This is a genomic window from Paucibacter sp. B51 (genome assembly GCF_027863535.1).
In the GTDB taxonomy this organism is placed as follows: domain Bacteria; phylum Pseudomonadota; class Gammaproteobacteria; order Burkholderiales; family Burkholderiaceae_C; genus Paucibacter_A; species Paucibacter_A aquatilis.
Map to the genome: position 1 here is coordinate 4165743 of NZ_JAPIVN010000001.1, position 14726 is coordinate 4180468.

A 14726-nucleotide genomic window follows, 5' to 3' on the forward strand; every position below is an offset into this window, starting at 1 on the left:
CTCATTGGCCCTCGCCCCCGCTTTGCAGGGCCAGGCGGGTGCGGGCCGGGCCGTCTTCTTCGTCGCCCTGGGCGCGGCGCTGGGCTTCAAGCTTGGCGAAGTCTTCGGCGGTCACATCGCCGGTGATGTAGCGGCCGTCGAAGCAGGACGCTTCAAAGCCTTGCAGATTCGGCTGCAGGGCCGCGACCACGCGCTTCATTGCATCCACATCCTGGTAGATCAGCGCATCGGCGCCGATGAAAGCGCGGATCTCTTCGATACTGCGGTTGTGCGCCACCAGCTCTTCGCTGGTCGGCATGTCGATGCCGTAGACATTGCGGAAGCGCACCGGCGGCGCGGCCGAGGCCAGATAGACCTTGCGCGCACCGGCCTCGCGGGCCATCTGCACGATCTCCTTGGAGGTGGTGCCGCGCACGATGGAGTCATCGACCAGCAGCACATTGCGGCCCTTGAACTCCAGGCCGATGGCGTTGAGCTTTTGGCGCACCGACTTCTTGCGCGCGCCCTGTCCCGGCATGATGAAGGTTCGGCCGACGTAGCGGTTCTTCACAAAGCCTTCGCGGTAGGGCTTGCCGATGCGATGGGCCAGCTGCATGGCCGAGGGGCGGCTCGATTCCGGGATCGGGATCACCACATCGATGTCGCTGGGCGGCATGGTCGAGATCAGGCGCTGCGCCAGCGTCTCGCCCATGTTCAGACGGGCCTGGTAGACCGAGATGCCGTCCATCACCGAATCCGGGCGGGCCAGGTAGACGAACTCGAACATGCAGGGGTTCAGCGTCGGGTTCTCGGCGCATTGCTGGGTGTGCAGCGTGCCGTTCATGTCGATGAACAAGGCCTCGCCGGGCGCCACATCGCGCACCAGCTGGAAGCCGTTGCCTTCCAACGCCACGCTCTCGCTGGCCACCATGAATTCGCCATCGGCCGCCTGGCCGAAGCACAGTGGGCGGATGCCGAAGGGGTCGCGGAACGCCAGCAAGCCATGGCCGGCGATCAGGGCGATCACGGCATAGCTGCCCTTGATGCGCTTGTGCACGGCACGCACGGCCTGGAACACGGCCTCGGGGCTCAGCGGCAGGTCGCGCGCGACCTGCTCCAGCTCATGCGCCAGCACATTGAGCAGCACCTCGGAGTCGCTCTCGGTGTTGATGTGGCGGCGGTCGATGTCGAACAGCTCGGTCTTCAGGCCTTGCGCATTGGTCAGGTTGCCGTTGTGCACCAGCACCAGGCCGAAGGGCGCGTTGACGTAGAAGGGCTGGGCCTCTTCCTCGTTGTAGGCATTGCCGGCAGTCGGGTAGCGCACCTGGCCCAGGCCGATGCTGCCTGGCAGCGCGCGCATATTGCGGGTGCGGAAGACGTCGCGCACCATGCCGCGCGCCTTGTGCATGAAGCACTTGTTGCCCTGCATCGTGACGATGCCCGCCGCATCCTGACCGCGGTGCTGCAGCAGCAGCAAGGCGTCATAAATCAGCTGATTGACAGGGGAACGGGAGATGACGCCAACGATGCCGCACATGGCTTTTCCTTCTCTGGATGAGACTTTTCTACGCAATACCCAGCGGCGCCACGAGGCACCGCTCCAACTCACACCGGCCCGAGCTTGTGGCTCAGGCCGGCAATCGATTCACCACCGCCTCCGGCAGCAGCGGCCGCAAGGCGCTCAGCACCTGATGCAGCTGCGGCGCCAGCCGCGATTCCTGCCAGGCCGGCCACTGGGCCGCCGGCGTCATCTGCACCAGCACCACCAGCAACAAGGCCAGCAACAGCCCCCGCAGCGCGCCGAATCCGGCGCCCGCCAGGCGGTCCAACACACTCAACGGCGAGGCCTGGATCAAGGCCCGCAGCAGTTTCGCACCCAGGCCCCAGAGCAACAAGACCAGGGCAAAGCTCAGCACCAGGCCCAAGCCCGCGCTCAAGCTCGGCCCCAGACGCTGCTGGGGCAACCAGGCCTGCAGCCAGGGCGACACATGCGGCGCGGCCAGGTAGGCCACCAGCCAGCCAGCCAGCGACAGCAACTCGAACACCAAACCCCGCCACAGGCCAACCAACACGGACAGCAGCAAAAGGCTCAACAGGGTCAGGTCCACCCAGCTCATGGTGCACCGTGCTCCCGCGCAAGCCGCGCATGCCCCAGCAAGGCGACCTTGTGCAGCATCAAAGTGTCAGCACCGCGGCCGACAAACCGGCGGACTTGAGCTTGGCGGCGGCCTTGTCGGCCTCCTCGCGGCTGGCAAACGGGCCAAGGCGCACGCGGATGCGCTTGCCTGCGGCCGTGTCCACAGCCTGGGTGTAGGTCTTGAGGCCCAGACGCTCGACCTTCATGCGAACCTCCTGCGCCGATTTGCTGTCGGCGTAGGCGCCGATCTGCAAGATGTGGCGTGCGCCGGCCGCGGCCTCGCCGGGCTTGCTGGCCGATGCGGCGCTGCGGCCCTCGAGCAAGGCCTGCACACGGGCGGCCTCAGGGCTGTGGTTGCTGCTGCTGGCGGCGGCATTGCGCTTGTCGGCGGCCCTTTCGGCAGCCTTGTCTGCGGCCTTGTCGGCAGGCTTTTCTGCGCTCGGCTTGGTGCTGGCCTTGTCGGCGTGCTTGTCAGCCAGCTTCTCGGCGGGCTTGTCGACCAGTCGCTCGATCGGCTTGACCGGAGGCTTCTCGGCCACCTTTTCTGCCGCCTTTTCGATCGCCTTTTCAGCCACCTTGGCCGGAGCGGGAACCGGCAGCGGGGTCGGCGCCGCGTTGGACGCCACCTTGCCCTCGCTGGCACGGCTACTGCCTGCTGCGGTGTTGGCGGAAGACTTGGCCACCTCGAATTCGTCCTCGGAGGCCAGTGTCGGCAGGCTTTGCTGGGGCAGCTGCTGAGCCTGTGCCGGACGCGCTTGCGGAATCGCCAGCGGCGCCGCGCCGTCCTTGCTGGGGATCTGGATCGGCAGGTCCACCGGGATGGGCCGCGGCTGGGTCTCAAACACCAGCGGGAAGCCGATCACACCCACACCCACCAGCACCGCGGCACCGATCAAGCGATGGCGTGCGCGCAGGCGCAGCTGCTGCACCGCATCGGCCGAATCCGACACCCGCTTGGCAGCCGGTGCGGCCTTGTCGCGCTTGAAAAAGGACAGCAAACCCATGGCAAGAAATCCGGCCTGCGCCGAGGTGAAGGAGGACAGCGTTGACGATGGAAAGCGAAGCACCGGAGCGGGTGAGGCGTCCGGCCTCGGCGCTTCAGCGCCGCACCGCCCCCCCCGCCCGGCCGCCCGGCGAATCTGGCGACCCAGCCCGATCAGGCGGTGGGGAATTGCGGTGGCGGCACCGCTTCTGACGGCGGTTTGTGGGACTGCAAACGGGGGACACCGTTCTTGAGTACGCCACCCACTGTGTAGAAGGAACCGAAGACCAGAATTCTATCAGCGGGGTCTGCCTCGGCCGCCGCTGCCGCCAGGGCGTCGAGCGGCTGCGCATGGGTGTGCAGGCACACCTGAGGCGGCGCCTTCAGGCGCCCTTCGGCCTGCAGGGCGGCGAACTGGGCCTGCAAATCGGCGGCGCTGGCGGCACGGGGCAATTCCAGATTGCAGAAATGCCAGACGTCAACCAGCGGGGCCATCCGTTGAAAGATGCCGGCCAGGTCTTTGTCGACCATGGCGCCAAAGACAGCGTGCGTGCGCGGGTAGAAGCCCATCTGGTCCAGATTCTGGGCCAGGGCTGCCACGGCATGCGGGTTGTGCGCCACGTCCAGCACCAGAGCTGGCTGGCCGGCCACGACCTGGAAGCGCCCAGGCAATTCGACCAAGGCTAAGCCGGTGCGCACCGCCTGCGCGCTGATCGGCAGGCGCTCGTACAAGGCCTCGAACACCGCCAGCACGCCCGCCGCATTGAGCAGCTGATTGACGCCGCGCAGCGCCGGATAAGCAAGGCCGCTGAAGCGGCGCTCGCGGCCTGACCATTGCCACTGCTGGCGGTCGCCGCTGTAGCTGAAATCAACGCCCAGCTGGCGCAGATCGGCGCCGATCTCGGCCGCACGTGCCGCCAGGCTGTCCGGCGGCATGGGGTCGCTGACGATCACGGTGCGGCCGGCGCGCATGATGCCGGCCTTCTCGCGGCCCACCGACTCACGGTCCGGCCCCAGGTACTCGGTGTGATCCAGGTCGATGCTGGTGATGACGGCACAGTCGCCGTCGATGCAATTGACGGCATCCAGGCGCCCGCCCAGACCCACCTCAAGAATCACCAGATCCAGGGGCTCGGCCGCCAGGCGGCGCATGATGGCCAGGGTGGTGAACTCGAAGTAGCTCAGCGTCATATCCCCACGTGCCGCTTCCACGGCCGCGAAATGCGGCAGCAGGCTCTCGGCCTCCACCGGCGCCCCGCCCACCCGGCAGCGCTCCTGGAAATGAACCAGGTGCGGCTTGATGTAGAGGCCCACGCGGTACCCCGCCTGCAGGGCGATGGACTCCAGCATGGCACAGGTCGAGCCCTTGCCATTGGTGCCCGCCACCACCACCACCGGCGGCTCGAAGTTCAAGCCCAGGCGCTCGCGCAAGGTAGTGACCCGGTCCAGGGTCATGTCGATGGTCTTGGGATGCAGGCGTTCGCAATGGGCCAGCCAATCGTCCAGAGTGGCAGGCACGGGCGTGAGGTTCTGAGAGGTCATGGCGAGGAAAACGCTTCCAGCAAAGAAAGACGGCCAGACCTTGTGGGCCTGGCCGTGTGGGGTGAGGAGCGAGGGCTCAGACAGCGGCTGCCAAGGCAGCTCAGGCCACGGCGTCCGAGCTCTGGCGTTGCAGCATGGCCAGCGAGCGGGCGATGGTCTCGCGCAGTTCGCGGCGGTCCACGATCATGTCCACGGCGCCCTTTTCCATCAGGAACTCGGCGCGCTGGAAGCCAGCGGGCAGCTTTTCGCGCACGGTGTTCTCGATCACGCGCGGGCCGGCGAAGCCGATCAGCGCCTTGGGCTCGGCGATCACCACGTCACCGACGAAAGCAAAGGAGGCCGACACGCCGCCCATGGTCGGGTCGGTCAGCACGCTGATGTAAGGCAGTTTGGCTTTGGCCAATCGGGTCAGGGCCGCATTGGTCTTGGCCATCTGCATCAGGCTCAGAAGGCCTTCTTGCATGCGGGCGCCGCCGGTGGCGGTGTAGCAGATGAACGGAGTCTTTTGCTCGATGGCGGTTTCCACGCCACGCACAAAGCGCTCACCGACCACCGAACCCATGGAGCCGCCCATGAAGTTGAACTCGAAGCAGGCCACCACCACCGGCAGCGTCATCACGGCGCCGCCCATGACGATCAGCGCGTCGGTTTCGCCAGTGTGCTCCAGCGCTTCCTTCAGGCGATCGGGGTACTTCTTGCTGTCCTTGAACTTCAGCGCGTCCACCGGCAACACTTCCTGGCCGATCTCGTAGCGGCCTTCGCCGTCGAGGAAGGCATCCAGGCGAGCCCGGGCACCGATGCGGTGGTGGTGGCTGCACTTGGGGCAGACGTTGACGTTCTTTTCCAGATCGGTCTTGTAGAGCACCGTCTCGCAGGACGGGCACTTGATCCACAAACCTTCCGGCACCATGCGGCGCTCGGTCGGGTCGGTTTGCTGCATCTTGGGCGGCAACAGTTTCTCAAGCCAACTCACAAGCAGACTCCTTTGTTCTGGTTCTCAGGTCAGGCTACGCGTCGAGCGCAGCACGGATCTCGCGGATGAACTGGGCACCCGTCAAAGCGACATTATCGCGTGTCTGCGTCTCCAGCAGCTCGACCAGGCGAGAACCGATCACCACCGCGTCCGAAACATCGGCCACGGCCCGGGCGGTGGCCGCATCGCGGATGCCAAAACCCACGCCCACCGGCACGCTGACATGCTGACGAATGCGCGGGATCATCTCGGCCACGGCCGCGGTGTTCAGGTGGCCCGCGCCGGTCACGCCCTTGAGGGAGACGTAGTAGACATAGCCGCTGGCGATCTTGCCGATGCGGGCCATGCGCGCCTCGGTCGAGGTGGGCGCCAACAAGAAGATCGGGTCCAGGCCGCGCGCCTGCAGCAGGGCGGCAAAGGTTTCGCATTCCTCGGGCGGATAGTCCACCACCAGCACGCCGTCGACACCGGCCGCCGCCGCATCGTCGACGAAACGGGCTATGCCGTAGCGTTCGATCGGATTGGCGTAGCCCATCAGCACCACCGGCGTGACATCGTCGGCCTGGCGGAATTCGCGCACATCGGCCAGCACGCGGGCCAAGCCTATGCCTTTTTGCAAGGCCCGCTCGGCCGCGCGCTGGATCACCGGGCCGTCGGCCATGGGGTCAGAAAACGGCACGCCGAGCTCGATCACATCGGCGCCGGCCTCGGCCATGGCGCGCATCAGCGGCACCGTGGTTTCGGGGTAAGGATCACCGGTGTGGACGAAGGGGATCAAGGCCTTGCGGCCTTGTTCGGCCAAACGGGCGAAAGTGGCTTGGATGCGGCTCATCACAGGCCTCCTTTCGAGCTCAGCACATGGACCGGCTGCTCGCCGCCCTTGACCGACTGCCCCTTGCAGGACGGCCGGCAGTAGAACTCGGCCTTGGACAGATCGGCCACGGTGCCAATGTCCTTGTCGCCACGGCCGGACAGGTTCACCAGCAGGTGCTGGTCGGGCCGCATCGTCGGCGCCAGCTTCATGGCATGGGCCACCGCATGGCTGGACTCCAGCGCCGGGATGATGCCCTCGGTGCGGCACAGATGATGGAAGGCGGCCAGCGCTTCCGCATCGGTCACGCCCACATACTCGGCGCGGCCGATGTCCTTGAGGTAGGCATGCTCGGGGCCGACGCCGGGGTAGTCCAGACCGGCCGAGATCGAATGGGTCTCGATGATCTGGCCGTTGTCGTCTTGAAGCAGGTAGGTGCGGTTGCCATGCAGCACGCCAGGGCTGCCGGCGCTCAGCGTGGCCGCATGCTTGCCGCTGTCCATGCCCTCCCCGGCGGCCTCCACGCCGATCAGGCGGGTACCGGCATGGGGGATGTAGGGGTAGAAAATGCCCATGGCATTGCTGCCGCCGCCCACACAGGCAATCACCGCATCGGGCTGGCGGCCGATCATCTCGGGCATCTGCGTCAGACACTCGTCACCGATCACGCGCTGGAAGTCGCGCACCAGCATCGGATACGGATGCGGGCCGGCCACGGTGCCGATGATGTAGAAGGTCGACTCGACGTTGGTGACCCAGTCGCGCATGGCCTCGTTGAGCGCGTCTTTCAACGTCTTGGAGCCCGACTCCACCGGCACCACGCGGGCGCCCAGCAAATGCATGCGGTAAACGTTGGGGCTCTGTCGCTTGACGTCCTCGCTGCCCATGTACACCACGCATTCCATGCCGTAACGGGCGCAGATGGTGGCCGTGGCCACGCCGTGCTGGCCGGCGCCGGTCTCGGCAATGATGCGCTTCTTGCCCATGCGCTTGGCGAGCAGGGCCTGGCCGATGGTGTTGTTGATCTTGTGCGCGCCGGTGTGGTTCAAGTCCTCGCGCTTGAGGTAGACCTGGGCTCCACCGAGCTCGCGGCTCAGGCGATCGGCGTGATAAATCGGGCTCGGGCGGCCGACAAAATGAGCCAGCTCACGCTTGAACTCCTTGATGAATTCCGGGTCCTTGCTGAAATGAGCGTAGGCCTCTTTCAACTCGTCGAGTGCGTGAACCAGGGTCTCGGCAACAAAGCTGCCGCCGTAGGTTTGGCCATGGATGGGGCCGAAATGCCCCTGGGCATCGGGCTGTGTGTAGTCTTGCATGGTGGGAATCGTGCTTCTCTTCAGGCGCAGTTCTGGCGAGCCGCTTGGGCATCGATCTGCTGATCGATTTGGGCATCGGCCTCGCGCACGGCGGCGCAGAACTGCTGGATCAGGGCGGCGTCCTTCAGGCCCTTGGCCTGTTCGACGCCGGAACTCACATCAACGGCCGTGGGCCGGACCTGGAGCACGCCAGTCAGCACATTTCCGGCATGCAACCCACCAGACAAAACGACTGGAGAGGGCACGTTTTTTGGAATGAGTGACCAATCGAAAACCTTTCCACCACCGCCATAGCCTTCGACGTGGGCGTCGAGCAGGATGGCTTGTGCTGTTGAGAACTGTTGGGCGTAGTCTAGCAAATCGAAGCCCGGCTCCATGCGCGCAGCGCGCAGATAGGGGCGACCGTAACGCTCGCAATCCGCCGCGCTTTCATCGCCGTGGAACTGCAGCAGCATGTTCGGCAGTGCCGCCAGCGCCGCCTGCACCTCAGCCTCGCTGGCGTTGACGAACAAGCCCACCGGCGTGACGAACGGTGGCAGCAGGCGCGCCAACTCGGCCGCCCGCGCCGGGCTGACAAAGCGTGCGCTCTTGGCGTAGAACACGAAGCCGATGGCATCGGCTCCAGCCGCCACTGCAGCCAGCACATCGGCCTCGCGGGTCAGGCCACAGATCTTGATTCGGGTACGGCTCATGCGCAGGCGCCTCAGCGGAAACAGGAACGTAGAAAACTGAGTCAGATGGTGCTCAGGGTAGCCAATCCATGGCCGCGGTGCGGGTCGGGATGGCCAACTCCGCGTCGTAGTACGGGCCATTGAAGTACAGCCCGTCCGGCGAGAAGGTCGGCGCGGCGCGACTGCGATCACGTGCCGCCAGCACCTCGGCCATCCAGCGCAGGTCGCGGTGCCCAGCGCCCACGGCCACCAGGCAGCCCATGATGTTGCGCACCATGTGATGCAAAAAGGCCGAGGCATCGAAGTCAAAGCGCCAGTAGGCGCCGCGGCGCGAGATCTCGATCGCGCGCACCGTCTTCACCGGCGACAGCGCCTGGCAGTCCGAGGAGCGGAAGCTGCTGAAATCATGTTCGCCGATCAGCAAGGCCGCGGCGGCCTGCATGGCCTCCAGATTCAGCGGACGGAACACCCAACCGACCGAGCCGGCCTCCACCGCCGGCCGCACCGGCGACTCCAGCAGCACAAAGGTGTAGCGCCGGCCGCGCGCGAGAAAGCGGGCATGAAAGTCGGCCGGCGGGAACACGCACCACTGCACCGCCACATCGGCCGGCAGGTAGCGATTGGTCCCACGAACCCAGGAGGCCGCCTCGCGCCGCACGGCCGTGTCGAAATGCACCACCTGGTTGAGCCCGTGCACGCCGGTGTCGGTGCGGCCGGCACAGATGGTGCGCACTTCGGCCGCAGCAAACTCGCTGAGCGCCCGTTCCAGCACGTCCTGCACCGTGCGGCGGTCTTTCTGGCTTTGCCAGCCGTGGTAGCCCTGGCCGCGATAACACACGCCCAGCGCCACGCGCTGCAGCGCTGTTGCGGCAGCTGCGCCCTCTTCCACCGACCCCAGCTGCACCGCCTGGTCTTGCCCCGCCTCGTCTTGCCCCGACATCAATCGCTCACTCCACAAAGAAAAAGGCGCTCGGCCAAGCCGAGCGCCTCACAGGATGCCACAAGGGCCGGTCAGCGCAGCTCGTTGAGCATGGCTTGCGCCTTGTCGCGCAGAGCGCCGCTGGTCTTGGAGATCAGCTCGGTCAGCACCTCGCGCGCACCTTCCGTGTCACCGATCTGGCGGAACTCGTCGGCCAGTTCCAGCTGACGCAGCAGCGGGTCGCCATCGTCCAGGCCCAGGTCGGCGATGTCCGGCACCACCGGCGGCGCAGCCGGCTCGGGCACCTGGTTCATCAACGCATCGAACTCAGCGGCCAGATCGGCACCCGAGGTCGACTCAGGCGCGGGAATCGGTGCGGCCGGAGCCGCGGGCGTGGCCGGCAGGTCCAGGTCGATGGACGAGAGGTCGAAGTCCAGGGCGCCGTTGCCGCTGTCCGGCGCCACGGTGGCCGGGCGCTCGTCGCTCAGGTCGTCCAGATCGAACTCCAGATCGGCGCCGCCCGCTTGCGTCGGCGTGGCCGGCGGCGAGAGGTCGAAGTCCATGGCCATGGGCGCCTGATCCACGGTGGTGGGCAAGGCTTGCGTGGCTTCCATCGAGATCGGCGACGGCGCAGGCGCTGGCGAATCCAGATCCAGATCGAGGTCCAGATCGAACACACTGGTCGGGCCGGTGTCGGGCGCGTTGCGGCCCAGCGGCTCGGTGGCCAGATGACCGCCAGCATTCACCGTGTGTGGCAGGGTGCTGGCGTCCATGGGCTCGGGATGCACTTCGCGGCCGCTGGCCGGCAGGCTCGGTGCGCCACCGGGCTGGTAGAGCGGGTTCTCGGGATCGATCTGACGGCCCAGCTCCTGAGCTTTGGCCCAGTCGTCGCCACGACCCTGGGTTTCGGCGTACAGCTGGATGGCCAGTTGCTCGAAGCCCTTGATGTCGCGGCGCTTGGCGTAAACCTCGAGCAGCTTGAGGCGGATGGCCATGCGCTCGGGATTGGCGCGCAGGGCTTCCTTGAGGATTTCCTCGGCCTGCAGATCGCGGCCGTAAGCCAGGTAGACGTCGGCTTCGGCCACGGGGTCGACATCACCGATGGCGTCCAGTTGGCTCAGCGAGTAATTCATCGACGAGGCACCGTTGGCCGCATCGCGCGTGTCCACGCGCTGGCCGCCGGTGGCGCCGAAGAAGGAATCGGGCTGCAGGCGGCTTTCCTGGAAACCCGTGTCGGACTTGGCCTGGGCCTTGCGATTGCGGAAGCGGTAGAAACCGAAACCACCGGCCGCGGCCACCAGCAGAGCCGACAGTGGCAGCAGCGGGTTGTCGAGCAGATGGTCGAGCAGGCTGGGCTCGGCCACCTCAGCGGCCGGAGCCGGCGGCAGGGCCGCGCTGGCAGGCTTGGAAACCGCCGGCGCCGCCGTGCTGGGCAGCGGTTTGGAGGCCACCGGCGAAGGTGCCGATGCCACCGGAGCCGGGGCTGGAGCGGGCGGCGTCACCACCGGAGCTGGCACGGGCGCAGCCACCACCGGCGCTGGGGCCGGAGCGGGTGCAGCGACCGGCGCAGGTGCAGGTGCAGGTGTGGCAGCGGGCTTGGCCGCACTGGAGAGCTTCTTCAGCTCTTCCACATTGCGGGTCAGCTCGGCCACGCGGGCGGCGGAATCTTTCTTCTCGGTGTCCTTGGACACGGCCGCGATCTTGCCGTCGGCGGCCTTGCTCAGGGTCAGCTTGTCCGGCGTGGGTGCTGCAGCTTGCTTGCGATCGTCCACGGCGGCCTGCACGCGGCCCTTGGCCTGGCGATCGCTCTCGTCTTGCTTGATCGTCGGCGCGGCGCCGCTGAGGCGCTGGCGGTAGGCATTGAAATCGGCGCTCTGGGCGCGGATCACCTGGCGGGCCTCGGCCGTGCTGACCGAACCCAGGCTCTCGGCCGAAGGCACTTGCAGCACGCTGCCGGCCTTCAGGCGGTTCATATTGCCGTTGATGAAGGCGTCTTCGTTGTTGCGGTAGAGACCCACCAGCATCTGGTCCAGCGAGATGCCAGCGGGCTGGGTCTTGCCTGCAATGCGCGACAGGCTGTCGCCGGGCTTGACCACATACTCGGACGCGGCCGGTGCGGCTGCAGCGCGTGGCGCCGGCGCAGGCACGGGGGCCGGAGCCGGGCGAGGCGCCGGTGCTTCAGCGCGCGGCCGGGTCGCTTCGGCCACCGCCGGTGCTGGCACGGGCGGGCGCGGGCGGCTGGCAGCGGCTGGCAAGGGCGTGGCCTCCGAAGCCGGCGAAGAAATCACCGGCGCTGCAGCCACGGCGGGCGCGGCGCTGCTGGGCTTGGGATTGGCCGGCGGATCGAACAGCAAGGTGTATTCGCGCACCAAGCGGCCGCTGGCCCAGGTCAGCTCCAGAATCACATCGACAAACGGCTCCTGCACGGCGCGATCGCTGCTGACGCGCAGCACATTGCGGCCGTCACGGCGCACCACCTGCACCTGGGTGCCGGTGAGCACGGCGTTGTACTCGACGCCGGTGGCGCGGTAAGACTCGGGCGGCGCCACGCGCACTTTGAGGGTGCCGGCCTCTTCGGCACTGATGCTGGTGATGTCAATTTCGGCCTTGAGCGTCTCGCCCAGCGCCGATTGCACGGTCAGCTTGCCTAGACCCAGGCCCCACGCTCCGCTGCTCGCGGCGGCCAACATGGCGGCAGCCACATGAGTCAGAGAAAAACGGCCCCATGTGCGGCCCAGTGCGCTACCCACGGCGCTTTTATGTAGTTTCAAGGCATCCCCCAAAGCAACAAGGCGGGCACCAAGGGGTGTCCGCCTGTTTCGACGATCACGATTCTCCGCACAACAGCACTCACGATGCCATCCTCTCGCGCCAAGTCCGCGCCAGGTCCACGGACCGGAAAACTCAATAGCGGCGAGCATATACGCTCACAAGCTCAGGCAATGCCTGAAAAGCACTTTTGCCCCCGCTGAGTTTCGCCCGTCCGCCCCAGCTTGTCGCTTGGGGGCAACGTGAATGCGGGATATCACTGAGCGGGCGCCTTGCGCACCCCGCTCAGCGAAGCCCTCCCCTCAGCGGTCCAGCAGGATGCGCAGCATGCGGCGCAGCGGTTCGGCCGCACCCCAGAGCAGCTGGTCACCGATGGTGAAAGCGCCCAGATATTCCGGGCCCATGGCCAGCTTGCGCAGGCGGCCGACGGGAATCGTCATGGTGCCGGTCACGGCCACCGGGGTCAGGTCCTTGATCGTGGCTTCGCGCGTGTTGGGCACCACCTTCACCCACTCGTTGTCGGCGGCAATCATGGCTTCGATGTCGGCCAGGGGCACGTCCTTCTTCAGCTTGAAGGTCAGGGCCTGGCTGTGGCAGCGCATGGCGCCCACGCGCACGCAGAAACCGTCCACAGGAATGGCGCTGGAACCGAAGCCCTCGCCGATGCCGAGAATCTTGTTGGTCTCGGCCATACCCTTCCACTCTTCCTTGGACATGCCGTTGCCGAGGTCCTTGTCGATCCAGGGGATCAGCGAGCCGCCCAAGGGCACACCGAAGTTGGCAGTCTCGGCGGCGCTCAAGGAACGCTGGGTGGCAATGACCTGGCGGTCGATCTCGAGGATGGCGCTCTTGGGGTCATCCAGCAAGGCACGCACGGACGCGTTCAAGGTGCCGTACTGCGTCAGCAGCTCGCGCATGTGCTGGGCACCGCCGCCGCTGGCGGCTTGGTAGGTCTGGGTGCTCATCCACTCGACCAGACCGGCCTTGTAGAGCGCGCCCACGCCCATCAGCATGCAGGACACGGTGCAGTTGCCACCGACCCAGTTCTTGCCGCCCTTGGCCAGGGCATCCTTGATGACCGGCAGATTGACCGGGTCCAGGATGATGACGGCATCGGACTCCATGCGCAGCGTCGAGGCCGCATCGATCCAGTGGCCGGTCCAGCCTGCGGCGCGCAGCTTGGGGAAAACTTCGCTGGTGTAGTCGCCACCCTGAGCGGTGATGATGATCTCGCAGCGCTTGAGCTGCTCGATGTCAAAAGCGCTCTGGAGCTTGGTTTCGTTCTTGGCCTGGGCCGGGGCGGCGCCGCCGGCGTTCGAGGTGCTGAAGAACAGCGGCTCGATCAGGTCAAAGTCTTTTTCTGCGCTCATCCGGTCCATCAGGACCGAACCCACCATGCCGCGCCAGCCTACCAATCCAACAAGTGTCGTCATCGCTGTTACCTCTATCGCCCTAAAAAAGAAAAAAGCCTCTGGACTTCTTCTCCCCCGGCTCGTGTCGCCGGGGGTGTAGGGGCGAGACGAACCGGAGCTGAACTAGCCCTTCATGGTTTTGGTCGTGGTAATCGCTGCAACTACAGCGTCACCCATCTCGCGCGTGCCCACCTTCTGGGTGCCCTCGCTCCAAATGTCTGCGGTACGCAGACCTTGGGACAACACCGAGCCCACTGCGGCTTCGATACGAGCAGCAGCTTCGGGTTGGTTGAGGGAGAACTTGAGCATCATGGCAGCGGACAGGATTGTAGCCAGAGGATTGGCAATTCCCTTGCCGGCAATGTCCGGCGCGCTGCCATGGCTGGGCTCGTACAGGCCTTTGTTGTTCTTGTCCAAAGAGGCCGAGGGCAGCATGCCGATGGAGCCGGTCAGCATGGCCGCCTCGTCCGAGAGGATGTCGCCGAACATATTGCCGGTCACCACCACGTCGAAGCGCTTGGGCGCCTTGACCAGCTGCATGGCGGCGTTGTCCACATACATGTGGTCGAGCTCGACGTCGGGGTACTGGGCGCCCACCTCAGTCACCACATCCTTCCAGAACTGGAAGGTTTCCAGCACATTGGCCTTGTCCACCGAGGTGACGCGCTTGTTGCGCTTGCGCGCGGCCTGGAAGGCGACATGGGCGATGCGCTCGATCTCCGGGCGCGAATAGCGCATGGTGTCGAAAGCTTCCTCGCTGCCCGGGAAATGCCCGTCCACCGCGGTGCGGCGGCCGCGCGGCTGACCGAAATAGATGTCGCCGGTCAGCTCGCGGATGATGAGGATGTCCAGGCCGGCCACCAGCTCGGGCTTCAGGCTCGAGGCGTGCGTCAGCTGCTCGTAGCAGATGGCCGGGCGGAAGTTGGCAAACAGGCCCAGGTGCTTGCGCAGGCCCAGGATGGCTTGCTCGGGGCGCAGGGGGCGGTCCAGCTTGTCGTACTTCCAGTCACCCACGGCGCCGAACAGGATGGCGTCGGCATCCTTGGCCAGCTGCAGGGTGGAGTCCGGCAAGGGATGGCCGGCCGCCTCGTAAGCGGCGCCGCCCACCGGCGCGGTTTCCATCTCCAGCGGCAGGTCCAGGACCTTGAGCACCTTGACGGCTTCGGCGACGATTTCGGTGCCAATGCCGTCACCGGGGAGGATTGCGATCTTCAT

Annotated in this window: 12 protein-coding genes; all 12 read right to left on the minus strand. The window is 66.3% G+C overall.

What is annotated here, in order from left to right; all coding sequences use genetic code 11:
* Position 1: 1 nt before the first annotated feature.
* The 12 genes from purF to leuB all read right to left on the minus strand — a co-directional run bounded on the left by purF (position 2) and on the right by leuB (position 14726).
* Complete coding sequence (gene purF / locus OOB33_RS17610) at positions 2-1516, minus strand: amidophosphoribosyltransferase (RefSeq protein ID WP_102766888.1); 1515 nt, start codon at positions 1514-1516, stop codon at positions 2-4.
* Between the two features lie 91 nt (positions 1517-1607).
* Positions 1608-2096: a CvpA family protein gene (locus OOB33_RS17615; RefSeq protein ID WP_271009618.1), complete on the minus strand. Its 489-nt coding sequence runs from the start codon at positions 2094-2096 to the stop codon at positions 1608-1610.
* Between the two features lie 58 nt (positions 2097-2154).
* On the minus strand, positions 2155-3120 hold the full coding sequence (locus OOB33_RS17620; RefSeq protein ID WP_271009619.1) for an SPOR domain-containing protein: 966 nt from the start codon (positions 3118-3120) through the stop codon (positions 2155-2157).
* A 152-nt stretch (positions 3121-3272) separates the two neighbouring features.
* Positions 3273-4640, minus strand: a complete 1368-nt coding sequence (gene folC, locus OOB33_RS17625) for a bifunctional tetrahydrofolate synthase/dihydrofolate synthase (protein WP_271009620.1) — start codon at positions 4638-4640, stop codon at positions 3273-3275.
* A gap of 100 nt (positions 4641-4740) precedes the next feature.
* Positions 4741-5613 carry an acetyl-CoA carboxylase, carboxyltransferase subunit beta gene (accD, locus tag OOB33_RS17630; protein ID WP_102766892.1) on the minus strand — a complete coding sequence of 291 codons (873 nt, stop codon included), beginning with the start codon at positions 5611-5613 and terminating at the stop codon, positions 4741-4743.
* Between the two features lie 34 nt (positions 5614-5647).
* A complete protein-coding gene (trpA, locus tag OOB33_RS17635) occupies positions 5648-6445 on the minus strand; it encodes a tryptophan synthase subunit alpha (RefSeq protein ID WP_271009621.1) in 798 nt (265 codons plus the stop codon).
* Positions 6445-7740 (minus strand): tryptophan synthase subunit beta, encoded by a 1296-nt coding sequence (trpB, locus tag OOB33_RS17640; RefSeq protein WP_271009622.1) that lies wholly within the window; start codon positions 7738-7740, stop codon positions 6445-6447. The genes trpA and trpB overlap by 1 nt, the downstream gene beginning before the upstream one ends.
* A 20-nt stretch (positions 7741-7760) precedes the next feature.
* Entirely contained in the window at positions 7761-8432 is a 672-nt protein-coding gene (locus OOB33_RS17645; RefSeq protein WP_271009623.1) for a phosphoribosylanthranilate isomerase, read from the minus strand.
* Between the two features lie 52 nt (positions 8433-8484).
* Positions 8485-9270 (minus strand): tRNA pseudouridine(38-40) synthase TruA, encoded by a 786-nt coding sequence (truA, locus tag OOB33_RS17650; protein WP_223696900.1) that lies wholly within the window; start codon positions 9268-9270, stop codon positions 8485-8487.
* Positions 9271-9422: 152 nt separating this feature from the next.
* On the minus strand, positions 9423-12020 hold the full coding sequence (locus OOB33_RS17655) for a FimV/HubP family polar landmark protein (protein WP_271009624.1): 2598 nt from the start codon (positions 12018-12020) through the stop codon (positions 9423-9425).
* Positions 12021-12401: 381 nt separating this feature from the next.
* Positions 12402-13532 (minus strand): aspartate-semialdehyde dehydrogenase, encoded by a 1131-nt coding sequence (gene asd, locus OOB33_RS17660; protein WP_271009625.1) that lies wholly within the window; start codon positions 13530-13532, stop codon positions 12402-12404.
* A 102-nt stretch (positions 13533-13634) separates the two neighbouring features.
* Entirely contained in the window at positions 13635-14726 is a 1092-nt protein-coding gene (gene leuB, locus OOB33_RS17665; protein WP_271009626.1) for a 3-isopropylmalate dehydrogenase, read from the minus strand.

What these genes read in the sequence shown, in the direction of transcription:
- trpA (WP_271009621.1), bottom strand. Translation starts at nt 6,445, where the DNA reads ATGAGCCGCATCCAAGCCACTTTCGCCCGTTTGGCCGAACAAGGCCGC.
- purF (WP_102766888.1), bottom strand. Translation starts at nt 1,516, where the DNA reads ATGTGCGGCATCGTTGGCGTCATCTCCCGTTCCCCTGTCAATCAGCTG.
- leuB (WP_271009626.1), bottom strand. Translation starts at nt 14,726, where the DNA reads ATGAAGATCGCAATCCTCCCCGGTGACGGCATTGGCACCGAAATCGTC.
- trpB (WP_271009622.1), bottom strand. Translation starts at nt 7,740, where the DNA reads ATGCAAGACTACACACAGCCCGATGCCCAGGGGCATTTCGGCCCCATC.
- asd (WP_271009625.1), bottom strand. Translation starts at nt 13,532, where the DNA reads ATGACGACACTTGTTGGATTGGTAGGCTGGCGCGGCATGGTGGGTTCG.
- OOB33_RS17620 (WP_271009619.1), bottom strand. Translation starts at nt 3,120, where the DNA reads ATGGGTTTGCTGTCCTTTTTCAAGCGCGACAAGGCCGCACCGGCTGCC.
- OOB33_RS17655 (WP_271009624.1), bottom strand. Translation starts at nt 12,020, where the DNA reads ATGTTGGCCGCCGCGAGCAGCGGAGCGTGGGGCCTGGGTCTAGGCAAG.
- folC (WP_271009620.1), bottom strand. Translation starts at nt 4,640, where the DNA reads ATGACCTCTCAGAACCTCACGCCCGTGCCTGCCACTCTGGACGATTGG.
- OOB33_RS17615 (WP_271009618.1), bottom strand. Translation starts at nt 2,096, where the DNA reads ATGAGCTGGGTGGACCTGACCCTGTTGAGCCTTTTGCTGCTGTCCGTG.
- OOB33_RS17645 (WP_271009623.1), bottom strand. Translation starts at nt 8,432, where the DNA reads ATGAGCCGTACCCGAATCAAGATCTGTGGCCTGACCCGCGAGGCCGAT.